This is a genomic window from Mycobacterium rhizamassiliense (assembly GCF_900157375.1).
GTDB classification, from domain to species: Bacteria; Actinomycetota; Actinomycetes; order Mycobacteriales; family Mycobacteriaceae; genus Mycobacterium; species Mycobacterium rhizamassiliense.
On sequence record NZ_LT721901.1, the window covers coordinates 2497045 to 2520814 of the forward strand.

24 protein-coding genes are annotated in these 23770 nt (G+C 64.6%); 14 read left to right on the plus strand and 10 right to left on the minus strand.

Annotated elements, in window-relative coordinates:
- Window positions 1-113: 113 nt before the first annotated feature.
- Both MRAB57_RS12275 and MRAB57_RS12280 read left to right on the plus strand, forming a co-directional pair.
- The gene (locus MRAB57_RS12275; protein ID WP_077090569.1) at window positions 114-1112 is read left to right on the plus strand and encodes an acyl-CoA dehydrogenase family protein; all 999 of its coding nucleotides are present in this window, start codon (window positions 114-116) and stop codon (window positions 1110-1112) included.
- The gene (locus tag MRAB57_RS12280) at window positions 1096-2271 is read left to right on the plus strand and encodes an acyl-CoA dehydrogenase family protein (RefSeq protein ID WP_077087792.1); all 1176 of its coding nucleotides are present in this window, start codon (window positions 1096-1098) and stop codon (window positions 2269-2271) included. Before MRAB57_RS12275 ends, MRAB57_RS12280 begins: the two co-directional genes overlap by 17 nt.
- Before the next feature lie 4 nt (window positions 2272-2275).
- Here MRAB57_RS12280 and MRAB57_RS12285 read toward each other — a convergent pair whose 3' ends face one another.
- From MRAB57_RS12285 to MRAB57_RS12315, 7 genes are all read right to left on the minus strand, one after another.
- Entirely contained in the window at window positions 2276-3652 is a 1377-nt protein-coding gene (locus MRAB57_RS12285; protein ID WP_077087793.1) for an alpha/beta hydrolase, read from the minus strand.
- 125 nt (window positions 3653-3777) lie between these two features.
- Window positions 3778-4392: a hypothetical protein gene (locus tag MRAB57_RS12290; protein ID WP_077087794.1), complete on the minus strand. Its 615-nt coding sequence runs from the start codon at window positions 4390-4392 to the stop codon at window positions 3778-3780.
- Window positions 4389-5300 carry a hypothetical protein gene (locus MRAB57_RS12295; RefSeq protein ID WP_077087795.1) on the minus strand — a complete coding sequence of 304 codons (912 nt, stop codon included), beginning with the start codon at window positions 5298-5300 and terminating at the stop codon, window positions 4389-4391. Before MRAB57_RS12295 ends, MRAB57_RS12290 begins: the two co-directional genes overlap by 4 nt.
- A 55-nt stretch (window positions 5301-5355) precedes the next feature.
- Window positions 5356-5817 (minus strand): hypothetical protein, encoded by a 462-nt coding sequence (locus tag MRAB57_RS29170; protein WP_077087796.1) that lies wholly within the window; start codon window positions 5815-5817, stop codon window positions 5356-5358.
- 98 nt (window positions 5818-5915) lie between these two features.
- Window positions 5916-7280 (minus strand): cytochrome P450, encoded by a 1365-nt coding sequence (locus tag MRAB57_RS12305; RefSeq protein ID WP_077087797.1) that lies wholly within the window; start codon window positions 7278-7280, stop codon window positions 5916-5918.
- 14 nt (window positions 7281-7294) lie between these two features.
- Window positions 7295-7495, minus strand: coding sequence for a ferredoxin (locus MRAB57_RS12310; protein WP_077087798.1), 201 nt, complete (start codon window positions 7493-7495; stop codon window positions 7295-7297).
- A 61-nt stretch (window positions 7496-7556) separates the two neighbouring features.
- Entirely contained in the window at window positions 7557-8258 is a 702-nt protein-coding gene (locus MRAB57_RS12315; RefSeq protein ID WP_077087799.1) for an SDR family NAD(P)-dependent oxidoreductase, read from the minus strand.
- 362 nt (window positions 8259-8620) lie between these two features.
- Here MRAB57_RS12315 and MRAB57_RS12320 point away from each other — a divergent pair, with 362 nt between their 5' ends.
- The 9 genes from MRAB57_RS12320 (at window position 8621) to MRAB57_RS12360 (ending at window position 19711) form a co-directional block, all read left to right on the plus strand.
- The gene (locus MRAB57_RS12320) at window positions 8621-9826 is read left to right on the plus strand and encodes a CaiB/BaiF CoA transferase family protein (protein WP_077087800.1); all 1206 of its coding nucleotides are present in this window, start codon (window positions 8621-8623) and stop codon (window positions 9824-9826) included.
- A gap of 325 nt (window positions 9827-10151) precedes the next feature.
- Window positions 10152-10970, plus strand: a complete 819-nt coding sequence (locus MRAB57_RS12325; RefSeq protein WP_077087801.1) for an MlaE family ABC transporter permease — start codon at window positions 10152-10154, stop codon at window positions 10968-10970.
- A 9-nt stretch (window positions 10971-10979) separates the two neighbouring features.
- Complete coding sequence (locus tag MRAB57_RS12330) at window positions 10980-11825, plus strand: ABC transporter permease (protein WP_077087802.1); 846 nt, start codon at window positions 10980-10982, stop codon at window positions 11823-11825.
- A 21-nt stretch (window positions 11826-11846) separates the two neighbouring features.
- Complete coding sequence (locus MRAB57_RS12335) at window positions 11847-13109, plus strand: MCE family protein (protein WP_077087803.1); 1263 nt, start codon at window positions 11847-11849, stop codon at window positions 13107-13109.
- Window positions 13106-14128 carry an MCE family protein gene (locus MRAB57_RS12340; protein ID WP_077087804.1) on the plus strand — a complete coding sequence of 341 codons (1023 nt, stop codon included), beginning with the start codon at window positions 13106-13108 and terminating at the stop codon, window positions 14126-14128. The genes MRAB57_RS12335 and MRAB57_RS12340 overlap by 4 nt, the downstream gene beginning before the upstream one ends.
- On the plus strand, window positions 14128-15246 hold the full coding sequence (locus MRAB57_RS12345; RefSeq protein WP_077087805.1) for an MCE family protein: 1119 nt from the start codon (window positions 14128-14130) through the stop codon (window positions 15244-15246). Before MRAB57_RS12340 ends, MRAB57_RS12345 begins: the two co-directional genes overlap by 1 nt.
- The gene (locus tag MRAB57_RS12350) at window positions 15243-16676 is read left to right on the plus strand and encodes an MCE family protein (RefSeq protein WP_077087806.1); all 1434 of its coding nucleotides are present in this window, start codon (window positions 15243-15245) and stop codon (window positions 16674-16676) included. The genes MRAB57_RS12345 and MRAB57_RS12350 overlap by 4 nt, the downstream gene beginning before the upstream one ends.
- Complete coding sequence (locus tag MRAB57_RS12355) at window positions 16673-17962, plus strand: MCE family protein (RefSeq protein WP_077087807.1); 1290 nt, start codon at window positions 16673-16675, stop codon at window positions 17960-17962. The genes MRAB57_RS12350 and MRAB57_RS12355 overlap by 4 nt, the downstream gene beginning before the upstream one ends.
- Window positions 17963-19711, plus strand: coding sequence for an MCE family protein (locus tag MRAB57_RS12360; protein ID WP_077087808.1), 1749 nt, complete (start codon window positions 17963-17965; stop codon window positions 19709-19711).
- Between the two features lie 64 nt (window positions 19712-19775).
- Here MRAB57_RS12360 and MRAB57_RS12365 read toward each other — a convergent pair whose 3' ends face one another.
- From MRAB57_RS12365 to MRAB57_RS12375, 3 genes are all read right to left on the minus strand, one after another.
- Window positions 19776-20297, minus strand: coding sequence for an Rv2253/PknI dimerization domain-containing protein (locus MRAB57_RS12365; protein WP_077090570.1), 522 nt, complete (start codon window positions 20295-20297; stop codon window positions 19776-19778).
- Window positions 20298-20430: 133 nt separating this feature from the next.
- On the minus strand, window positions 20431-21066 hold the full coding sequence (locus tag MRAB57_RS12370; RefSeq protein WP_077087809.1) for a hypothetical protein: 636 nt from the start codon (window positions 21064-21066) through the stop codon (window positions 20431-20433).
- On the minus strand, window positions 21063-21830 hold the full coding sequence (locus MRAB57_RS12375) for a hypothetical protein (RefSeq protein WP_077087810.1): 768 nt from the start codon (window positions 21828-21830) through the stop codon (window positions 21063-21065). Before MRAB57_RS12375 ends, MRAB57_RS12370 begins: the two co-directional genes overlap by 4 nt.
- A gap of 215 nt (window positions 21831-22045) precedes the next feature.
- On the opposite strand from MRAB57_RS12375, the gene MRAB57_RS12380 reads away from it, so the two are divergent.
- The 3 genes from MRAB57_RS12380 to MRAB57_RS28540 all read left to right on the plus strand — a co-directional run bounded on the left by MRAB57_RS12380 (window position 22046) and on the right by MRAB57_RS28540 (window position 23233).
- On the plus strand, window positions 22046-22435 hold the full coding sequence (locus tag MRAB57_RS12380; protein WP_077087811.1) for a hypothetical protein: 390 nt from the start codon (window positions 22046-22048) through the stop codon (window positions 22433-22435).
- Window positions 22436-22657: 222 nt separating this feature from the next.
- Window positions 22658-22792: a Rieske 2Fe-2S domain-containing protein gene (locus MRAB57_RS29605; protein ID WP_425436809.1), complete on the plus strand. Its 135-nt coding sequence runs from the start codon at window positions 22658-22660 to the stop codon at window positions 22790-22792.
- Window positions 22793-22891: 99 nt separating this feature from the next.
- On the plus strand, window positions 22892-23233 hold the full coding sequence (locus MRAB57_RS28540; RefSeq protein ID WP_157900595.1) for a hypothetical protein: 342 nt from the start codon (window positions 22892-22894) through the stop codon (window positions 23231-23233).
- The last annotated feature ends 537 nt before the right edge of the window (window positions 23234-23770 follow it).

Genomic DNA, 23770 nt, shown 5'->3' on the forward strand with positions numbered 1-23770 from the left:
CAGAGGTCGGACGGCGACGCCGATCGATACGTCATACGCCGAAACCGAGATTATTACTTCCGAGAGCGAGAATGTTATTCTCGCTGAGGCGGTGACGACAGGAGGCGGCCCCAATGCTGTTGGAGTTCGATGCTGATCAGCGACTGTGGCAGAGCACGGTGCGCGACGCCGTCGCCAAGCAGTGCCCCGCGTCGCTGGTGCGCAGCGTGGCCGAAGAGGGCGTGGACCCGAGCCCGCTGTGGAAGTCGTATGTAGACCAGGGCTGGACCGAGCTCAGCGATCCGGAAAGCGCGGTCGAGCTGGCGATCGTGCTCGAAGAGCTAGGCCGCGCAACCGATCCCACGCCGTTCCTGGCGACGTTGAGCCAATTCGCCCCGTTGGCCGCGGACAGGTTCGACCCGCACGAGTCCGGCACCGCCGTCTACCAGGGCGTCGTCGCGCACCGCGACGCCGAAGGCTGGATGCTCGACGGCACGGCGCGCCACGTGCTGGACGGCGATCGCGCGGACCGGTTGGCCGTGGTCACCGATGCCGGGGTGTTCCTGGTCGCCGCCAACCAGGTGTCGGCCCGGCGCTCGTCGGTGTTCGACCCGGTGCTGCATGTCGCCGATCTGTCCTTCGCCGAGGTGCGGGTGCCCGACACCGAGCGGCTGACCGTGGACGCCGAACGCGCCCACCACGTGGCCCTGACCGGCATGGCGATCACGATGGTCGGCGCCTGCCAGCGGGTCCTCGACCTAGTGCTCGAGCACGTCAAAAGCCGCCAGCAATTCGGCGTGGCGATCGGCTCGTTCCAGGCCGTGCAGCACAAGGCCGCCGACATGCACGTCGCGGTGGAGCGCGCGCGGGCGCTGGCGTACTTCGCCGCCCTGACGATCGCCGCCGACGATCCCCGCCGCCGGCTCGCGGCCGCGATGGCCAAAGCGTCTGCGGGAGAATGCCAATCGGTGGTGTTCAAGCACGGCCTGCAGCTGCACGGCGCGATGGGATTCACGTGGGAGAACGACCTGCAGTTCGCGCTCAAGCGCGCCAAGGCGGGCGAACTCCTGCTGGGCGGCGCGGCGGAGCATCGTGCGCGGATCGCAGAGGAATACCGTGCAGCTGACTTTTGATCCCGACGTCGAGGCGTTCCGGGCGGAGTTCTCGGCCTTCCTCGACGAAAACCTGCCTCCCGCAAGCGAAACCCTCGAGCGCCCGCGCTCGGTCTCGCACATGCCGGACTGGGCCCGCCGCTGGCAGCGGCTGCTGTTCGACAACGGTTGGCTACTACCCAGTCAGCCGCCGGAATTCGGTGGACGCAACGCGTCGGTTTTGCAGCAGTTCGTCTACCTGCAGGAGCTCAGCCGCCGCCGGATTTACCACAGCTTCAACCCGCAGGGCGTGAATATCGTTGGCGCATCGTTGTTGTCGTTCGGCAGCGACGAGCAGAAGCGACGCTGGGCGGTGCCCATCCTGCGCGCCGAGATCACCGCATCGCTGGGGATGAGCGAACCCAGCGCGGGTTCCGACCTCGCGTCGCTGCGCACCCGCGCGGTGCTCGACGGCGACCACTTCGTGGTCAACGGGCAGAAGGTCTGGACCTCCGGCGCGCATGACGCCGACATCTTGCTGACGTTCGTGCGGACGGATCCAGACGCGCCCAAGCACAAGGGAATCAGCGTGCTGGTGATCCCCACCGACACCCCCGGCGTCGTGCGCAGGCCCTTCCCGTCGATCTGCTCGATCGACGACACGGACTTCAACGAAGTGTTCTTCACCGACGCGCGGGTGCCGGCGGAAAACCTGGTGGGTGAACTCAACCAGGGCTGGTCGGTCGCCAACGGTTCACTCGGCCACGAGCGCACCATGATGTGGTTGGGCTTCGCCGACCGCATCGAGAACATGATCGACGACTTCCGCCCCGGCACCGACGTCGAGCGCGACGCGTACGCCTCGACGATCATGGACCAGCAGGCGCTGCGCCTGCTGGGGTCGGCGGCCCTGGCCCGCGCGGCCCGCGGCGAGGACGACGTGGCCGCGATCTCGGTGCTCAAGCTGCTGGGCTCGGAAGCCGAGCTGCGGGGGATGGATCTGGCGTTCACTGCCGCGGGCGCCGACGGGCTCGTCCACCCGGGCCAGACCGGGCCGTACGCGCACATGAACCTCGACCACTATTTCGCCAGCTGGTTCGAACGTTATGCCCGCAGCTTTTCCGGCACCATCGCCGGCGGCACCTCGGAAATTCAGCGCAACATCATCGCCCAGCGAGTGCTCGGCCTGCCGCGCAGCTAGCTCCCTAAGGGCCCTTGCCGGGCAACGGAATTCGAGGTACGTCCGGGGTGTGCACCTGGCCCGCCAGCCAGGGCAACGCGCTCGCGAATGCCACGCCGGCCGTAGGCCAGTCGTGCCGTCCGGCCTGGCTCACCACCGCGCAGTCGATGCCGTTCGCCCGGCCGAGCGCGCACAGGGACGAGGCGGCGGCGGCCTGATTGCCCGGGTCGGATGCGGCAGCGCGGCTGGCGACGGCCATCGCGGCGGTGTCGACGATCGTGATGTCGTGACGCGGCGAACCACCGGAAGCGACCGCGAACCAACCGGAGACTCCGGTGTACCGGCCGTGGCGGCTGATCACCGTCGTCGGGTCGAACGCGGCCCACGCGCCGGCGTCGCCGTGGAACAAGTTGGCGATGGTTTGTTGCTTCGTTCCCGTGTTGGGGGTCAAGTCGCCCTCGATGTCGACGAACGAGGTGAACATGTTCGGGTGCATGACGGTCAGATCCACCGAGCACGTCCCGCCCATCGACCAGCCGACGATTCCCCAACGGGACGGGTCGGAGCTGACCCCGAAGTTCGAGACCATGTATGGCACAACATCTTTGGTCAGATGGTCGGCGGCGTTGCCGCGGCTTCCGTTGACGCATTCGGTGTCGTTGTCGAAGGCCCCGCCCGGGTCCACGAACACCAGCACCGGCGCGTTGCCGCCGTGTGCGGCCGCGAAGGCGTCGACGGTGTCCACCGCGTTGCCGGCGCGCACCCAGTCGGCGGGCGTGTTGACCACGCCTCCGATCATCATCACCGCCGGTAGCTGCGGCGGCGGGTAGCTCGCAAACCATGCCGGCGGCAGGTAGACGAATTCCTCGCGGTGCTTGAAATGCGATGCGTCGTCGGGGATTACCACGGGCACCAGGCTGCCGTGCGGCGGCTTGTTGCCCTTCGCCGCCAGCGTGACGACGGTGGCCTTGTCGGTCTGGTGAAGCAGCGGTGCGGAGCTGAATTGATTCAACGCGCTCTGCACGGTCTGGAAGTAGCCGACCCATTGGTTGAGCGCGAGCAGCGAGCAGAGCAGGCACAGCGGCACCGCCAGCACCGACAGTCCGCGCCGTAACCATCCCGAACCGCGCCAGCCCAGGATCGACACCGCCGTGGCCATCCCGAGCAGAGCGATCCACACAAACAGGGCGGTTGGTGCCGCGTCGGTGGCGTGGTCGGCGAGGTAGGAGTGCGCCACGATGGCCGACACGACCCCAACGGCGACCGCGGCCGGCAGCCATAACAGGCGCCAACGACGCGATCGCCATCCGGCGGCCAGCCCCAATGTGACTCCGGAGCCGATCTGGACCGCGATCGGCAGCCAGCCGTGCATCAGCGATATGTGGTTGCCCAGCAGCGACATGGCGATTCCTCCTCCCAGCTGTCAGCGATCCAGCTGTATGAGGAAAGAATCGAACGGCGGCCTCGACGAATTCTTGGCGGATTCTCAACGAAGTCTTGATGCCCGGTCGTGCATCAGCGGTCGGGCTACACCGGGTCGAATTTGGTGATCAGCCAGGTGCCGTTGACCCGTGCCAGACGCACCAGCACGCTGCTGGAGGCCATCGAGGGGTCGGGGTTGTCCTTGCTCGTGGTGCTCTGGTCGACCAGTACCAGCACGACGGCCGAATCCGGGTGCAATTCCTGAACCGCGGCGCCCAGCACCCGGGCGGTGGTTTTCAGCGACTTCTGCTTGGCGGCCGGGGCGACGATCTGCTCGGTGAACTGGTTGTAGTACGACAGGAAATCCCCCGACAGGTGCGACTTGGCGTTGGCGAAGTCTTTGTCGAGTGAATCGGGCGAGTAGGACAGCAGCGCGACCGTGCCATCGGACGCCGCATTGGTGACCGCGGTCGCGACGCTGGCGTCGGTTTGCTTATCGGGCCGGTATTGCTCGAAGTACAACCACCCCGTCACGCCGCCGGACAGCAGCAGAAGCAGAATCAAGACAACGGGAACGACTTTCACCTTGCGCTGCGCGCGGGGTTCGTTACGTTCGACGCGCTTAGTTGATTCGGATGCGTCGTCGGCTGGTTCGGAGACTTCCGCGGTTGCTTCGGAAGTGTCGTCGGCGGCGTCGGTGCCGCGCTCGTCCTCGCTCATGGAATGAACTCCACGAGCGACATCTTGTATTGCCCGCCGTCGTCTTTGACGGTCACCTTGAGCCGCCAATTGCGTGGTTCGTCTTTGGCGCCCGCGGCGTTCGTGATGTGTGATGTCGCCGCGACGAGAACCAACGCGTAATCCCCGTTGATGGATTGCACGGCCGCCGCATTCACGGTTCCCTGGGTGACTACCTTGGACTGCTCAACGACCGTGGTGAAATCCTTTGCGCGCTGCTGGAAGTCGTCCCGGAACTGGCCGGTCGAGCTGTCGATTACCCGCTGGACGTCCTCCTTGGCCTTGTTGAAGTCCAGCGAAGTCATGTTGACGACACCTTGCCTGGCTCCCGCGATGATGCTCGCGACGCGCTGGTTGCGCTCGGTGATTTCATGACGCTGCCACACCATGTATCCGCTGGCCCCGACGAAGGCGCAGATGAGCAGGATGGCGGCCGCTTTCCACGTCACCGACAACGACGGCAACCGCAGGCGGCGCCTACGGGCCGGTGTGGCTTCCGATTCCGTGTCTTCGGGCGTTTCGTCGAAGGCTTCGTCCTCGGACTCCGCGTCCTCGGTCGCTTCCTCAGCGGTGTCGGTGACGTCGTCGTCGGCCTCCACCTCGTCGGTCTCGGCTACGGCCTCGTCGGGGTCCGCAATTTCCTCGGTGGTTTCGGCGGCCTCAGCCTCGGCCTCGGTGGTTTCGGCGGCCTCGGCCTCGGCCTCGGTCTCTGTCTCGGTCTCGGTCTCGGCCAGCGCCTCGCGGCGGAGACGGGCGGCGCGGGCGCGGGCACGCGCGGCCGCGGCCAGCGCCTCGGCCTCGGCCGCTTCCGCCTCGGCTTCCTCGATCAACGCCATGGTGTCGGATTTGGAGGTGGCCGAAGCCTGCGGCGGTTCGTTGCCCTCAGCCATCGCAATAACTCCCCGTCGCCCTCATGAGCGACTGACTCCGGTACGTGTCACGCGGTTAGAATCGCACGAGCTGGATTGGGTAACTGGTGGTCCCCCCCGGGCCGCCTCCGCAGCCCGTGTCGAATGTCGAGTCGACCTGACCCGCCAGCGTTGTCGCGTCCCACGAGAAAACGTCGTGCGAAGGAAAGAACTGGACCACGCAGCGCACACCGTCGGGCCGGTCAACGGACAGGGTGTAGCGGCCGTTGACCACGTGGGCCTCTCCTCTGTAGACCGACGCTTGCCCGTTGGGCTGCGGGGTCGCATACACGCTCACGCATCCTGGCGCTGCAGGTGTGCACGGGCTAATCGACCAAATCCAAAAGTGGCCGGGATCCCGGGGGTCGTCTATGTGGTAGTTGACATACAGCAAGTTGTCGGCTTGGGCGGGCGGCGTGACAGTCAGCGCAGCCGTGGCAAGTGCAGCTGCGGCGAGCGCAAAACTTGCTACTAAAGTCTTCACCGATTCGTCTCCCATCTCTGCACGAGCTTGGCCTGAATATAGAGCGCTACCGTGCCGAAACAAGGGCTACTCGGAAAAGTTGCGGCAGTCAACGGCCGGGTCGTCCATGCTTTCTAGTCGATGACAGCGACTTCCGTGCGCTCGGTGACGGGCAGGGCCAGCTGCTGCTCGTCGCAGATGCGCTGCAGATTGTCCAGCGTCTCGTCCAGGCCCGCGCCGACCCTGGGGCCGGGGGTGAAGGCTGCCGGAAGTTTCCGCATGCCCTGGATCACGCCGATGGTCTCGTAGTGGACGGTGCCCTCAGGGTCGCAGCGGTAGTCGGGCATCCGGTCCAGCACTGCCGTCAGCATCGACTTGAACACGGTACGCGCCACGTTCGACCCTTTGCACCGATGCAAGCCAAGGCCAAAGCTGAAGTGGCGGTTTCCTTTACGGTCGAGCACGATGTCGTCCGGGTCGGCGAACAGTGCCGGGTCGCGATTGGCCATGGCCCACGAAATCCACAGCCGCTCACCCTCTTTGAACTGGTTGCCGTCGAGTTCGACGTCGTCGGCAAACGTCCGGCCGTCGCCGGCCGCCGGGGTGAAGTAGCGCAGAAATTCCTCAGTCGCGGGGTCGAGCAGGGCGTCGCGGTTCTTGGACAGCCGCTCGCGCTCGTCGGGATGTTCCGAAAGCCATTCCAGCGTGTGGGCGGTCAGCGCCGTGGTGGTGTCGAAACCCCCGCCGATGACCAGGCCGAGGTTGCCGAGGATCTCGAGGTCCGGGGCGGGCTCGCCGTCGACCCGCATCTGCAGCAACCCGTTGACGATGCCGGGCCGCGGGTTCTCGCGAATCTCCAGCATGGTGTTGACCATGTCGAGACCCATCTCCCGGTGCATCGCGGTGACCTTCTCGATGTCGGGGGAGTGCTCGGGGGTGTACACCGCCGCGTGCACCGGCTCGCTGTACAGATTCCACTTCTTCAGTGGGATGCCCAGCATCGCCAAGGTCAGGACGGCGGGAACGACGTTGGCCAGGTCGTCGACGAAGTCGATGCTGCCGCCTTCGATCTTCTCGTCGAGGCAGGCGCGGGTGATGTCGTGGATAAAGGGTTCCCAGCGCTTGACCGCCGCCGGTGACAGGTAAGGGTTCAGCACGTTGCGGTAGGTGCGGTGGTCGGGCTCGTCCATCTCGAGGATGCCGCCGCGCACCGCGCTGACGCGGCTGGCCGTCGGGATGGAGATGCCCTTGTAGCCGCGGCGTTCGTTGTGGATGTCGTGGTCATTGGAGACCACCGGGCAGCGTGCCAATTCGAAGACCTCGTGGCTGCCGGCCGCGACCCAGTGTCCACCGTAGGTCTCGGACCACGCCATGGGGCACTTGGCCTGCATCTCTTCGGTGATCTGCTTGAACTGCGACCGATACTCCGGCGCGTTCCGATCGAAGTGGTACGCCGGTTTATTACGGTCGCCGTCGCTGACGACGTCGTCGACACTCAAGGTGCTGTCTCCCTTTACGTCTCGTCCGTGATCATGATCGCCTGCTCCGGGCACGAGTGCGCGGCTTCCCGCACCTGGTCCTCCTGGTCGGCCGGAACCACCTCATTGACCGGCGACGAACTGCCGTCAATGTCGCTGAGCTGGAACGAATCCGGCGCGATCATCGCGCACAAGGTGTGGCCCTGGCAGCGTTCTGAATCGACCGAGACCTTCATGATGTCTCCTCCTGGGGGCTGCGGTGTGGCTCCGTTACGGTAATCCGGACGACGACGTCGCTCAGGTGTTTCGGCCGCCGTTGACGCCCAAAATCTGGCCAGTGATATAGCCGGCCTCCTCCGACACCAGGAACGCGCACGCCGCCGCGATGTCTTCGGGCTTGCCGATGCGGCGCACCGGTGTGCGGGCGATGGTCTCGTCGATGTCGCCGAGAACGCCCCGTTGCTCGGCGCTGCGCAGCATCGGGGTGTCGATGAAGCCGGGCGGGACGGCGTTGACCGTGATGCCGCTGGGCCCGTACTCCAGGGCCAGCGACTTGGTGAGTCCGTTGACCGCCGACTTGGCCGCGACATAGTGCGACATATAGGGAGCGCCGGAATGCGTGCTCGACGACGAGATGTTGACGATCCGTCCCCACCCGGCCTCGACCATGTCGGGCAGCGCCGCCTGAGTCATGTGGAAGACACCGTGCAGGTTGACGTCGACGACGCGTAGCCAATCCTCGAAGCTGATGTTGGCGAAGCGCTTGAACCCGTCCAGTCCCGCGGCGTTGACGAGGACGCTCACCGGGCCCAGCTGCGAGCGGATCGCCGAGAGCGCGGCATCCACTTGCGACCGGTCGGTGACGTCCGCGGTGAAGGACAACTCGGCGTCCGAGGGGCGCAGATCGATGGTGGCAACGTCGAGGCCGTCGGCGCGCAGTCGCTGGGCAACGGCCAGGCCGATACCCGAGCCACCACCGGTCACTACTGCGGTCTTCATCTCGAGCTCCCTGCGGCAAATGTGGCCGTCTCAGCCACAAAGAATCTCCCTTGCAATTATGAGAACCTTACTCTCGCGGCGAAGTGACGTGCAACATCGCGGGGAAACGGTATCCGGCCTGCGCCGAGCGGCCCAAGTGGACCAGATCTGAGCAGTTGCACAGCCGATCAGCGGGTCGCCGAGATCCTGAGAGTTTCTTGAATTCTCGATACTCGAATGTAAGATTCGCCCCGGAAGAGAATGAAATTTTCGTGACCGCCGCCACCTGGAGGCGTCGGTCGTGACAGCCGCCACACCCATGGAGTCTGTATGCCGCCGCAGTACACGGTCTCATTTGCCGTCCCACTCGTAGGAGGTGACGCATGAGGCCGTTGGAAGGCATTCGCGTTCTCGAAGTCGCGATGTACGGATTCGTCCCGTCGGCCGGCGCCGTGTTGGCAGAGTGGGGCGCCGACGTCGTCAAGGTCGAGCACGCCGTGACCGGCGACCCGCAGCGCGGCCTTCGGCAGACCGGCATGCTGCGCGTCGAGGGTGACCCCAACCCCAACATCGAGCACGCCAACCGGCTCAAGCGCAGCGTCGGCCTGGACATGTCGGTGCCCGAGGGCAAGGAAGTCCTTTACGAGTTGGTCCGGCGCTCGGATGTGTTCCTGACCAGCTTCCTGCCCGGCGCTCGACAGAAGTTTGGCATCGACGTCGACGACATCAGGGCGGTGAACCCGTCGATCGTCTACGCGCGCGGCAGCGCGCTCGGGCCGCGCGGTGAAGAATCGACCAAGGGCGGCTACGACATGACCGCCTTCTGGTGCCGGGCCGGCACCGCGGCCACCATCACCCCGATGGGAATGCCGGGCATGATCGCGCCACCGGGACCGGCCTACGGCGACACCATTTCCGGCACCAACCTCGCGGGCGGTATTGCCGCGGCGCTGCTCAAGCGCGAGCGCACCGGCGAGCCGTCGGTCGTGGACGTATCGCTGTTGGGCAGTGGGCTGTGGTCGATGGGCCACACCGTCGCGTTGACCAAGCACCTGAACCAGCGGCTGGAAGCACCGCCACCGGGTGTCCACGGTGCGCCCAACAACCCGTTGGTGGGGCTCTACACGACATCGGATGGTCGCTACATCTCCTTCGTGATGATGCAGCCGACGAAGTTCTGGGCCGACGTATGCCGGCACGTCGACCTGCCGGAGCTGGCCGACGATCCGCGCTTTGCCACCATCGAGCAGATCACCGCCAACACACCGGAAGCGGTTGAGATCTTGACCAAGGTCATGGCGACCCGCACGCTGGCCGAGTGGAGCGAACGCTTTGCCACCCTGGCGGGCCCCTGGGCGCCCGTGCAGGACACCCTGCAGGCGATGGACGACACTCAGATTCGCGCCAACGAATATGTAGTGCAGGCAGGCGAACTCGAACTCGTCGCCAATCCCGTACAGTTCGACGTCGCCGCTCCGCAGTCCGGGCCCGCACCCGGATTCGCCGAGCAGACCGACGAGATCCTGCTGGAACTGGGATTCGATTGGGATCGCATCATCGAACTCAAGACGGCCGGCGCGGTTACCTAAGAGTGGAGCTGACTGAAATGTTTGCGCGTTCAATAACGGTTATGCGTTTTTCGTTCCGCACGGACGTGGCATGAGTCATAATCGCCGGACGCTTCAAGACGGGGAGTTTCTCGTTTTGCAGCGTCAACTCGCGCGACGGAACGGAGGTCTGGCGTGAGCGAGGTCTCGGCTGTCACATCGGAGTTGATGCCGGAAACCGGCCGCTCGCTGCGCATTTCGCTCTCTGCGGCGCAGAGTTTACGGCCGTCAATTCTGCCGAATCTACCGGAGCCGTTGCGCCAGAACAAGACTGTCGGTCTCGTAACTTGGGAAAGGTCTGTGGCCGATGGCAACTAAGGGTGCAGAACGCTGGTCGACGGGAATGCCCGCGCTGAGGCTGAAGTTCGACCTGTCGGGACCCATGCAGGCGGTCGGAGCCCTGTTCGCCATGTCTGCCGACGCGATCAAGTTCGCGTTCCGCAGACCGTTCCAAGGGCGGGAGTTCTTGGAGCAGTCCTGGTTTGTGGCGCGGGTGTCGCTGGCCCCCACCTTGCTGGTGGCCATCCCGTTCACGGTCCTCGTCAGCTTCACGCTCAACATCCTGTTGCGCGAACTGGGCGCGGCGGATTTGTCCGGTGCGGGTGCCGCGTTCGGTGCGGTCACCCAGCTCGGCCCGCTGGTCACGGTTTTGATCGTGGCGGGCGCGGGTGCGACGGCAATGTGTGCGGATCTGGGGTCGCGAACGATTCGCGAAGAGATCGACGCGATGGAGGTGCTGGGCATCAACCCGATCCAGCGGCTGGTCACACCCCGCATGCTGGCTTCCGGTTTGGTGGCGTTTCTGCTCAACAGCCTCGTCGTCATCATCGGCGTCGTTGGCGGCTACGTCTTTTCGGTATTTGTGCAAGACGTCAACCCCGGCGCGTTCGCAGCGGGCATCACCCTGCTGACCGGCGTGCCCGAGGTCGTCATTTCGTGTGTGAAGGCAGCCCTTTTCGGTCTCATCGCCGGCCTGGTTGCCTGCTATCGCGGCCTGTCGATCACCGGCGGGGGAGCCAAGGCCGTCGGCAACGCGGTGAACGAAACCGTGGTCTATGCCTTCATGTCCCTATTCGTCGTCAACGTGGTCGTCACCGCGATTGGCATCAAGATGACGACGAAGTAGGGGCTGCCAATGGCGCTGAGGGCCGCATATCCACGATTGGCTCGCCAATTCGAGAGGCCGGTCGCCTCGCTGGGCCGGGTTGGTGACCACACCCTGTTCTATGGCAAGGCGCTTGGCGCGATGCCCTTTGCCGCGATCCACTACCGCCGCGAAGTCATCCGTCTGATCGCCGAAATCAGCATGGGCGCGGGCACGTTGGCGATGATCGGTGGAACCGTCGTGATCGTCGGCTTCCTGACGCTGGCGGCGGGCGGCACGCTGGCCATCCAGGGCTACACCTCGCTGGGCAACATCGGCATCGAGGCGCTGACGGGCTTTTTGTCCGCGTTCATCAACGTGCGTATCGCGGCGCCGGTGGTTGCGGGGATCGGTCTGGCTGCCACCTTCGGCGCAGGCGTGACCGCTCAGCTGGGTGCCATGCGGATCAACGAAGAAATCGATGCGTTGGAGAGCATGGCCATTCGGCCGGTTGCCTACTTGGTGAGCACCAGGATCCTGGCCGGAATGCTGGCTATCACGCCGTTGTACAGCCTCGCCGTCATCCTGTCGTTCGTGGCCAGCCAGTTCACCACCACATTCTTGCTCGGACAGTCGCAGGGGTTGTACCAGCACTACTTCAGCACGTTTTTGAACCCGATCGACTTGTTGTGGTCGTTCCTGCAGGCGATCCTGATGGCGCTCACCATCCTGCTAATCCACACGTACTACGGTTATTTCGCTTCGGGCGGCCCGGCCGGTGTGGGCAACGCGACCGGTAACGCGGTGCGCACCTCGTTGATCGTCGTGGTGTCGGTAACGCTGTTGGTCTCACTGTCTATTTACGGTACAAACGGCAACTTCAACTTGTCCGGTTAGCTTGAGGAGGTGGAATAGGCAGTGACGCAGAGTGCACCAGCGGGTCGCGGCGCGGTCGCCGGCCGACCCCCGCTCGCCGGGCATGCCCGGCCGGCGGCCGGACGGAACTACCTGCCACCCCTGCTCGGGCTGGTTACTGTCGTCAGCATTTGCCTGATCTTCGCGGTGGCGGTGGGTCTGTTTCAGGGCTCGTTCACCGAATCCGTTCCGGTGACCGTGATTTCGGAACGCGCCGGCCTGGTGATGAACGCCGACGCGAAGGTCAAGATGCGCGGCGTGCAGGTGGGCAAGGTCGCGTCGATCGAACCGCTGGCCAACGGCCAGGCGGCCATTCACTTGGCCTTGGACCCGTCGCAGTTGCGCTTCATTCCCAGCAATGTGCTGGTTAACATCGCCTCATCGACGGTGTTCGGCGCGAAGTCCGTCCTGCTGGTCGATCCTGACCAACCGTCGGCGCAGCGGTTGCACAGTGGCCAGACGCTGCAGGGCCAGCACGTCATGGTCGAAATCAACACGGTATTCCAGGAATTGGTGTCGGTGCTGTCTCACATCGACCCGCCGAAGCTCAACGAATCACTGGGGGCGCTGGCACAAGCGTTCAGCGGACGAGGCCCGAGGCTGGGCCAGGCGCTGGGCGACCTGGATTCGTTTCTGGCCAAGCTGGAGCCGAGCCTTCCCGCCTTTCGTCATGACCTCTCGGTCCTGCCGGCGGTGTCCAACGCCTATGCCGATGCGGCACCGGACCTGCTGAGGACCGCCTCCAACGCGACCCGCATCAGTAAGACGATCGTGGAGGAGCAGCACAACCTGGACGCGTTGCTGATCAGCGCGATCGGCCTGGCCGACATTGGCAACGACGTGCTGTCGACCAATCGCCAACCGCTGACGGACGTGATGCACCTGCTGGTGCCGACCACCAATCTGACCAACGAATACGGCCCGGCGCTCACCTGCGCCCTCGGTGGGCTGGTTCAACAGTCGCACGGGGCACCGTTGTCGGAGCCGAGCATCAACATCTCGGCGAGCCTCACGTGGGGCGCCGAACGTTATCGGTATCCGACGAACCTGCCCAAGGTCGCGGCGACGGGCGGCCCGCAGTGCGTGGGCCTGCCGAAGCTGCCGTTCAACACGAGCCCGCCGCAGCTGATTGCCGACGTCGGCGCCAACCCGGTGAACTTCGGCAACCCGCAGCTGTTGCTCAACTTCGACGGGCTCAAGCAGCTGTTGTACGGGCCGCTCCCCGGCCCGCCCCGCAACCCGGCTCAGATCGGACAACAGGGATGACAACGCGCGCAACGCTGGTCAAGTTCGGCATCTTCGCGGTAGTGATGGCGGTGCTGACAGCCTTCCTGTTTTTCATCTTCGGCCAATACCGGACGGGTTCGACGACCGAGTATTCGGCGGTGTTCACCGACGTCTCGCGCCTCAAGACGGGGCAGTCGGTGCGCGTCGCCGGGATCCGGGTGGGCACGGTCAACAGCGTGTCGCTGCAGCCGGACAAAAAAGTCGTGGTGAATTTCGACGCCGACCGCAACGTCGTGCTCACCGAGGGCAGCCGGGCGGCGGTCCGCTACCTCAACCTGGTGGGCGATCGTTACCTCGAACTCGTCGATGGCCCGGGCTCGACCAAGCATCTGCCGGCCGGGGGTCAGATTCCCGTCAATCGCACTCAGCCGGCGCTCGACCTCGACCTGCTGCTCGGCGGACTCAAGCCCGTCACCCAGGGCCTGAATGCGCACGACGTCAACGCGCTCACTTCGGGATTGTTGCAGGTCTTCCAGGGGCAAGGCGGGACTATCGATTCGCTGTTCTCCAAGACGACGTCGTTTTCGAATGCCGTGTACGAGAACGATCAAACCGTGCAGCAACTGATCGACAACCTCAACATCGTGGTCGGGACGGTTTCCAAGGACGGCAAGCAATTCTCCGGCGCGGTCGATCGGCTCGAGCAGCTTGTCAGCGGCCTGTCGAATGACCGCGACACCATTGGATCTGCCATCGACGCCCTGGACAGGGGAACAGCCTCGCTGGCCGATCTGCTTGCCGAAGCCCGCCCGCCGCTGTCCGGCACCATCGCTCAGCTCAATCGGCTGGCGCCGATACTTGACGGGGACAAGGACCGCCTGGAGGCCGCAATTGCCAAGGCGCCCAAGAACTACCGCAAGCTGGTCCGACTCGGCGTGAACGGCGCCACCATCCCGTACTACCTCTGCCAGTTCGGGCTCCGCGGCACAGACCTCAACGGCAAGACCGTGCGTGCCAATATCTTCAGGTCAGATGCAGGAAGGTGCACGGAACCCTAATGCTCAAGTATCGCGGAGGCGGCCGGGTCAAGGCCGGACTCATCGGCGTCGCCCTGGCGGTGATGGTCATCCTGGTGGGCCTATCGCCTGACCGGTTCATTGCCTGGGCGACGATGGTTCGCTACCAGGCGCTGTTTTCGGAAGCCGGCGGCATCGCGGTGGGCAATCCCGTCATCGTGTCCGGTGTGAAGGTCGGTACGGTGTCCGATGTTTCCCTGCGCCGCGGCGACGCGCTGGTGACCTTCACGACGAAGGGCAGCGTTCTGCTCGGGTCGGAGACGACCGCGCACATCCGCACCGGCTCGCTGCTGGGGGAGCGGATGGTGACGCTGGAGTCCTCTGGCGGCGGCACGCTGCATCCGATGGCTCTCATTCCCGTCTCGCGCACGTCGTCGCCCTATTCGTTGACCGAAGCGGTCAGCGACCTAGCGTCGGACACCGCGGGAACCGACACCACCGCGCTCAATCAATCGTTGGACACCCTGTCGGCGACGCTCGATCAGATCGCACCCCAAATGGGCCCGGCCTTCGACGCGCTCACCCGGTTGTCACGCACCCTCAACAGTCGTAACAAGAACCTAAGCGACCTCTTCAAGAGCGCGGGCGACGTCACCGGGATACTCTCCGAACGCAGCCAGCAGGTCAACAAGCTCATCCTCAGCTCGGATTCGCTGCTCCAAGTCCTGGCGGCGCGGCGACAAGAGATCGTGGACCTGCTGGCGAACACGTCGGTGGTGGCCAAGCAGCTGACGGCGTTGGTGCACGACAACGAAGCCACGTTGGCGCCCACGCTGGAGCGGCTGAACCGGGTGACCGAGATGCTGCAGAAGCAACGCGACAACGTCGGCAAATCATTGGAAGGCCTGAAAAAATTCACCATCACCACCGGTGAGGCCATCTCCGGCATGTACGCCTATCAGGCGTTCGCCCCGAACTTCCTTGTCCCGCAACTGTTCCAGGAGTTGTTCGACTACCTCTGGGGCTTCCGCACCTTCGACCCTGCGAAGGGTCCCGGCTTCCCGTCGCCGGTTCCTCGGGCGCTGACCCCCTGGCCGTACAACTCCATCCCGATGTGCCCCGGCTGCACTATGGGCGGACGGATCGGAGGATCGCAATGATCGCCCGGATCTCCCGGATCCCTCGCAACAGGCTGACGGCCGTGACAGCGGTTGTCTTGGTCGGGCTCATCGTTGTCGGCGCCGCCATGGTCGTCCGCAACACGTTCTTCGGCCCACGGACGATTACCGCCTACTTCACCACCGCCACCGCCATCTACCCTCATGACGAGGTTCGCGTATCGGGCGTCAAGGTCGGCAACATCAAATCCATTGAGCCGCAGGGCACCCGGGCCAAGATGATCCTCAAGGTCGACCGTGACGTGCCCATCCCGGCGGACGCGAAGGCGATCGTCGTCGCCCCGAACCTGGTGGCCGCCCGCTACGTGCAGCTCTCTCCCGCCTACCGCGATAGCGGGCCGGTCATGCGCGATGGGGCGGTCATACCGGTCGAACGCACCGCAGTGCCGGTGGAGTGGGACGAGGTCAAAACCCAGTTGATGCGGTTGGCAACGGATTTGGGGCCCAAGAGTGGGGTATCGGGTACATCGGTGGGCCGGTTCATCGACAGCGCCGCCAACTCGCTCGACGGCGGTAACGCCGAGAAGCTGCGGCAAACGCTTAGTCAGTTGTCGGGCGTGGGCCGGATCCTTGCCAACGGCAGCGGCAACATCGTCGACATCATCAAAAACCTGCAGACCTTCGTCGGCGCGCTGCGCGACAGCAACGTCCAGCTCGTGCAGTTCAACGACCGCCTGGCCACCCTCACCAGCGTGGTCAACGACAGCAAGTCCGACCTGGACGCGGCGCTGACCGATCTGTCGACGGCGGTCGGCGAGGTGCGGCGATTCATCGCCGGGTCGCGCAACCAGACCAGCGAGCAGATTTCCAGGTTAGCCGATGTCACGCAGAACCTGGTCGATCACCATATGGCCCTGGAAAACATCCTGCACACGGCGCCGAACGCGTTCTCCAACTTCTTCAATGACTACAACGCCGACACCGGAACCATCATCGGAGGCTTCGGGTTGATGAATATGGCCAACCCCACCTGGGGCGGCCAGGTTCTGCTGTCCGTTCCGGGCTGCACGCAGATCGGCGCCATCGAGAACATCACCGCGGTCGAATCGGGGAAGCTGTGCGCCCTGTTCCTCGGACCCGGCCTGCGGCAGACCAGCTGGAACAACTCCCCAATCCCCCTGAACCCGTTCATCTCCAAGTCGATTGACCCCAGCAGGGTCCTCTACACCGAACCGCGCCTGGCGCCCGGCGGCGAGGGTCCGAAACCCACAGCACCCGAGATCCCGCCCGAAGTGTCGGCCTACACAGGCCTGCCGGGCGATCCGGTGGGACCGCCGGGGGCGGTGCCGCCGGCGCGGATACCGGGCGCGGCGATGCCGCTGCCGCCCCCGCCGTCGACACCGATGCCGCCACCGCCGGCGGAGCCGGCGTTGTCGGGCATGCTGCTGCCGGCAGACGGGCCCCAGCAATGATCGCCCGGGCCGCGGCTCGGCGGGTACTGACCGTCGGCTGCTGCGTTGTGTTGACGTCGACGGGCTGCGCATTCCACGGTCTGAATTCGCTTCCGCTCCCCGGTGCGGTCGGGCGTGGGCCGGGGGCCAACATCTACCACGTCGAACTGCCGAATGTTGGCACGATGGAATCGAATTCGCCGGTGATGATCAACGACGTCGTCGTCGGCAGTGTCGGCGAGATGCGGGTCCAAGGCTGGCACGCCGACGTCGAAATCTCGGTGAAGCGCGATGTGGTTGTCCCGGCCAACGTGGTAGCCACCGTCGGTCAGACCAGCTTGCTGGGCTCGATGCACGTGGAGCTCAACACTCCGGTCGGCCAGGAGGGAAGCGGGCGGCTGCAGCCGGGTGCCACCATCCCGCTCAGCCGGTCATCGGCCTACCCGTCCACCGAACAGACGCTGTCGTCGTTGGGCGCGGTCGTCAACGGCGGGGGATTGGGACAGATCGGGGAGGTCATCCACAATTTCTCCGCCTCCCTGTCCGGTCGCGAGGGCGCAGTGCGCGATCTGCTTACCCGTCTCGACACGTTCGTCGGAACTCTGGACGACCAGAGGGACAACATCGTTGCCTCCATCCAGGCGCTGAACCGGGTTGCCGGCACATTCGCCGAGCAGCGCGACGTAATCACCCAGGCGCTGAACAAGATTCCGCCGGCGCTCGAGGTGCTGGACAAGGAGCGGCCGCGGCTGACGGATGCGCTGAACCACCTTCGCGCCTTCAGCAACACCGCCAACCGGTTGGTCAACGACGCGCAGGCGGATCTGGTCAAGAATCTCAAAAACCTGGAGCCGACCATCAAAGCGCTCGCCGACGTCGGGCCAGAGTTCGGCGCGGCCATCTCGGCGGCGTTCGTGTTCCCGTTCACTCAGAACTTCGTCGATCGGGCGGTCCGCGGCGACTACTTCAACATTCATTTCGATTTCGACTTGACGATCGCACGGCTGAAGAAGGGTCTGCTCCTGGGAACCCATTGGGGGCAGCTGGATATGCCGGTACCGCCGGTGCCCGGGGACCCGTATCGCATGAACTACACACTCGATCCGTTGCATAACCCGTTGAGGCCCCCGTGGGTCGATCCCAACGCGTTGCCGCTGCCCCCACCACCGCCGGGTGCGGTACCGGGACCGGGGAATAGTTATGGACCGTTGCCCGGCCCTGCGCCGGGTCCGGCTCCCTCGGCCGATGCGGGTCTTGGCCAAGCGCCAGCGCCGGCAGAGGCACCTTCGACGGGAGAGGGTGGATAGATGCTGACGCGCTTCGTTCGAATCCAGCTGGCGATCTTCACGATCGTCGGAACCATCGGCGTGATCGCGATGGTTCTCTTCTACATCCAAGCGCCGACCCTGCTGGGCATCGGCCGGATGACGGTGACGCTGGAGCTGCCCGCCACCGGCGGCCTGTATCAGTTTTCCAACGTGACCTACCGCGGGGTCCAACTCGGCAAGGTCACCGCGGTGGGGTTGACGCCAACCGGCGCGAAAGCGACGCTGTCGCTTAGCACTTCCCCCAAGGTTCCCGCGGACCTGACGGCGGAGGTGCTCAGCGTCTCCGCGGTGGGTGAGCAGTACGTGGACCTGCGGCCCAAAACGGATTCGGGTCCATACCTGCACGACGGCTCGGTAATCTCGCTGCGCGACACGACGCTTCCGCAGCCGGTCGCCCCGATGCTCGAGCGGCTCAACGCGTTGGTCGGGAGCATCCCGAAGACCAAACTCGGCCAATTGCTCGACGAGACCTTCCAGGGCTTCAACGGTAGTGGTTACGACCTGGGGTCATTGATTGATTCCTCGGAGACCTTGTCCCGCGACGCCAACGGCGTCGTCGACCGCACCAAGGCGCTCACCGAGGACACCGGGCCGCTGCTGGATACTCAGGCGCGCACCACCGATTCGATCAGGACGTGGGCGCGCAGCTTCGCCGGAATTTCGGATGCGTTGGCGGACAACGATTCCCACTTCCGCACCATCCTGCAGCAGGGTCCTGACACCGCGGACGAGGCCTCCCGGCTGCTCCAGGAAATCAAACCGACGCTGCCGGTGCTACTCGCGAACCTGACCACCATCGGGCAGATCGGCATCACCTACCACCCCTCGCTAGAGCAGATGCTGGTGCTGCTGCCGTCGGGAGTCGCCGTTGAGCTGGCCGCTGCGGGTGAAAACCATCCCGACGGCAGGGCCTACGGTGACTTCGCGGCCACGGTCGACGACCCGCCTATTTGCACCGTCGGGTTCATGCCACCCAACACGTGGCGGTCGCCGGACGACTTGAGCGACATCGACACGCCGGACGGACTGTACTGCAAACTCCCGCAGGATTCGCCGATCGGCGTTCGCGGTGCCCGCAACAATCCCTGCATGGGACACCCGGGTAAGCGCGCGCCGACCGTCGAAATCTGCAACAGCGACAAGCCTTACATGCCGTTGGCGATGCGCCAGCACACCACCGGTCCCTACCCGCTGGATCCGAACCTGATCGCACAGGGCGTCCCGCCGGACGACCGGATCACTGCCAACGACAGGATGTTCGGCCCCGTCGAGGGAACGCCGCTGCCGCCAGGAGGGGTGCCGCGGGGCACACCCGCGGGGCCACGGGGAGAAAGTCCCCTACCGGGCACGGTTGGGGCCGCTGTGCCTCCCACGCCGTCCGGACCGCGGCTGGCGCCGATTTCGCCAATGTCGGCTGACATTCCGGCCTTTGCGCCCCTTGATGTCGCCGCACCGGGCGAGCTTCCGGCACCGCCGCCGCCACCGCCGGCGCCGGTACCAGAACCCGATCCCGCACCCGCGCCACTGGACCAGACAACCGGTGGACAGCCCCAGGCCGCGCCAAGTTCGTTCGGCGCCAACGCGTCTAAGCCGGCGCCGTCGGTTGTGGTGGCGAAGTACGATCCGCACACCGGTCGTTATGTCGGCCCGGACGGGAAGTTGTACCAGCAGTCGGATCTCGTTGCCGCGAAGGCACCCAAGACGTGGAAGGACATGCTTCCCACCTGATTTCGCCCGAGACGCTAAGGGCGCAACGCGGCCTCAGGGCGGCAAGGAAACCACGAAGGGTGAATCAGGAGAGCTGGTCCAGGCGCAGCGGCATCGCGATATCGAGCCAATTGTTTTGCCCGCATGCACCGCTCGGGCCGACCGTCTTGTCCTTGCCCGATAAGACCCGCGACCCGATTTGGAATCCACCATTGTCGTTCACGGGGTAGAAAAAGTAGGTCTGCATTCCGCTGAACGCCGTACCGTCTTCGCACCGCTCCCAGTTCGGTACCTGGCGCCGCACCTTCCACATCTCCCCGTCGAGCATGTAGAGAGGCGCGGTCCAGCCCTGGTCGCTTGTCACCGAGCCGTGGCATTCCTGGGTTGAGATGCATGACGAGCTGATGGTCCACGTTTGGTAGACCGTCGGCTCACCGAAGTACTGATCGTTTCGCTGGGCATAATCGCCGACCGACGTGACGCGGAAGGTTCCGTTGATGGCCACGTCTTCCTTGGTTATTGCCCTGGCCGTCGGTGCGGCGGCCAAACCGCCGAAGACGCTGGCGGCCACCGTCGTTGCGGTGATGAGTGCTTTAGCTGTACGCATCAGGTGCTCCTCGAAGCGCATAATCCGGCAGTGCCCCAGGCAGCCATTAGCCATCGGCTTGCGGCCTTCTCGAGCGATGACGTTACACCGCTTCGGTCGGCCAGGTAATGGTTAGGAAGAAGATTCAGTGCGCTCATGCGACCGGATCGAATTTCGCGATCAGCCAAGACCCATTGACCTTTCGCAACGTGACCACGACGGCGCTCTGTGTCTTCTCAGGATCTTTCTTTTTCACGCTTGCCGTCGTCTGGTCGACGAAAACCAGCACGACGGCCGAATCGGGATGTAATTCCGAAACGGCGGCCCGAATCACCTTGGCGGTCGCGGTCAGTTGCCCCTGCTGCGCCGTCGGTGCGATGGCGTCATCGGCGAATTTGTTGTAGTAGGCCAAAAAGTCACCGGTGATGCGCGATCTCGCGTTGTCGAAATCGCGATTTAAATGGTCGTAGGAATACGACAGCACCGCCGCGGCACCATCCGAGGCTGCCTGGATTGCCCCCCGTGCGGCCGCATCACCAACTTGCTGATCCGGCCGATACTGAACGAGGTACACGCCAGCGGCGACTCCCACCGCCGCGATGACCACGATTGTCGCGACTACCGAACGCCACCTCTCCAAACGCCAACGGCCGCAACGGCGGACCGCTGCCAGGGGGCGCAAGCGTGCCGACCCCGCGGGTGGCTGGCCGCCCTCGTCGGCGATCGAATTCTCGGCACTCTCAGTCGAGATTTCCGTATCGTCCGGCGACGAGCCATTCTCGACACTCACGGCAGGAACTCAACTTTCGACATCTTGAGCTGACCGTCGTCGCGATCCATCGTGACGCTCATCCGAAACAGGGCCGGTGGCGGTTTGGCGTCATCCGGTCCAAACGGAGCGGTTTTCGCCGCCACCAGCACCACTCCCGAGTCGTCGCTCAACGACTGGACCGCGACGGCTTCCACGCTGACCTTGCTGCCGACCTTGGTTTGTTCGGCCTTGTTCACGATGAGAAGTGACAGCACCGAAAGCTGATTTTTTTGGTCGCCCGTCGAGGCGTCGATCATGCGCTGGACGCTGTCCTTAGCATGATCGGGGTCAATCGACATGAACGCCGTGATCCCTTGCCGGGCGGCCGCGCTGAATTCCGCGGCGAGCTGCCTTTTGTGCACCCCGGCATGGTGTTGCCACAGCATGTAGCCGGTGGCCCCGAGGGACGCGACGGTGAGCACGATGCCGGAGCCGGCGGCGACTGTTTTGCGCCCGGGGCGGTGGAACCAGCGCGGCCGCTTGGGACGCCGCAGCCATCCGGGCCGTTTCCGGGTCGACTTCGCGGCATCGCCGGAGACGGTGTCGGGTTCTGCTGCCTGGCGTAGCCGTTCCACGCGTACCCGTGCCGCCTCGGCGCGCGCTTCGGCCTCGGCAACTTCGTCATCCGCGTCGGCTTCCTGCGCGGTCTCGACGGCCTCCGGATGAGACTGTGGTTCGGCCGGATCGGTCACGTCGGGCGGGTCATCACCATGGTCGGCGTCGGGCCCCTCCGGATCATGCACGGAGAAGGAGCTTATCACTCTGGCCTAGGGCAAATACTGGGATCGGGTGGCTGCATTTCGTGGCCGCTACGTGGGCAAACGCGCGCACGCGATCGCATGTGCTTCGGCGGCCTTGGCGGTGTCCCGGCACGGAGGACCGCATTCGCCCGGAGGATCTTCTCCAAGCAGGAGAATTTTCTTTTCAGGTGTGGCAAAGTAATCGGGTGCGATTAATCGTGGCCCTTTTTGCCGCGTTGCTCGGCGTCGGCGTGCTCGCGGCGCCGCCATCCTTCGCTGGACCGACTGTCTGCGACTACCCTGCCTGCACGCCGGGCATCATGCCGCATCAGGTCCTCGGAGCGCCGTGCGACAACACCACCTACTACGCCTTCGGCGTTGCGGATGGGTATGTCTCGTTCGCCTCTGAGCCCGGGCGGCTGATGTTCTGCGGTTCGCCGAGGAGATACCAGCCTCGGTGGTTCCGGTCACCACCGATGGCGGGAGTGAAGGAAGAAAACGCGGAGTGCGAGAACTACCAGAACTACGTCGCGCAGTCGCCCGATGGGCTCTTCCTCATCTGCTTTGCCCACGACGGCATCATCAGCTGGATCCGCGCCGACACGTAAGGCGATGCGTTGACAACGTTCGAAACCCAGGACGCGGCGGCCCAGGTCGACCACGCCAATCAGTAGGACAACACAGCCCCGAGGTCAGCGTCACTGTAAGAGGCGCGCGCCAGCCTCGTGATGCGCCTCCTCCCTTTCTGTTTGGTGGTACGTGGTGGCACTTGCCGTGAGCTACGCGTGGGTGAAGTTCTGACCCGTCAGTTCATGGATCGCGAGATCGTCATGTACCGCACCAAGTCAGGATTGGCCCGCGCCATCGAGGCATATTGCCCGCATCTTGGGGCCCATCTGGGGCACGGCGGGAAGGTACTTGGCGACGAACTGCATTGCCCATTTCACGCTTTCGCTTCTCGGTGAACGGTTCCTGCGTCTATCCGCCGACAGGTGCCCCGCCTCCTGCGGCGCGCCTGGGACTTCTCGAGGTGCGCGAGATCCATGGTGCGATCTTCGTTTGGCATGGCCCCCGGGCAGGCGTCGTGGGAAATTCAACCGCTGGGCGATGATTCGGGCTGGCACCAGTTAGGGCATACGGTTCGGCGAGTTCACAACCACCCGCAGGAACTCGCCGAAAACAGTATCGACACTACGCATCTCAGTGGATTGCATGACCTCCGCAATGTTCAAAATGGTCTGGGCCAGCGGAACCGTGGTTCGGGCTGCAGCAAGGATGGACTGCGATCGCGCGGAGAGTTGCTGTGCGCCGGATACGCAAAGGGTCAGATCAAGGTTTCAGTGGTCGAGCCGAACCGGATCGAGTGGCGATTGATCCAAAATCCGGCTCCCGACGTTCATGCTTGACAACGCAATGGCGTCAAGGCATTAGTCGAGTCGATCGAAGGGGAACCGGGCCGGGCCATGGTGCCGTGGTGGCCGTGGGCGCCCATCACGCAGTTGCTGCGAGCAGTGCCACTATCGCACATCAAGCGCTTCGCCTAGTCGCGACAATCGAGCGAGAACACCTCGACTATCCGAAAAGAAATGGCCGTACCGCCGGTACCGAATAGTCCGCTGGCCGTGCACCATTGGTGGATATCGTCGCATTTGTGCAGCTAGGCGCCGGAGGCCAAAAATATGACCCCTGGTCATATATGGATCCGACGCGCGTCTTCCTTGTGGCGGTGCAGCACAACGTTGTTCGGTTCTCTGAAGCAGCGGCGGCCAGTGCCCGGCAAGTTCACGATTCGCTGGCCAGATTCAATTAACGCGACTAGCATTATCGCTTGATTCGTCGCCTGCTGACGAATCATCAGTTGCACTCCCAATTTTGCAGCGAAGGCCGTCTAAAACCCAATAGGTGCTATGGCTAAATGGCAAGCCGCGGCGCGGAAGTTCTCG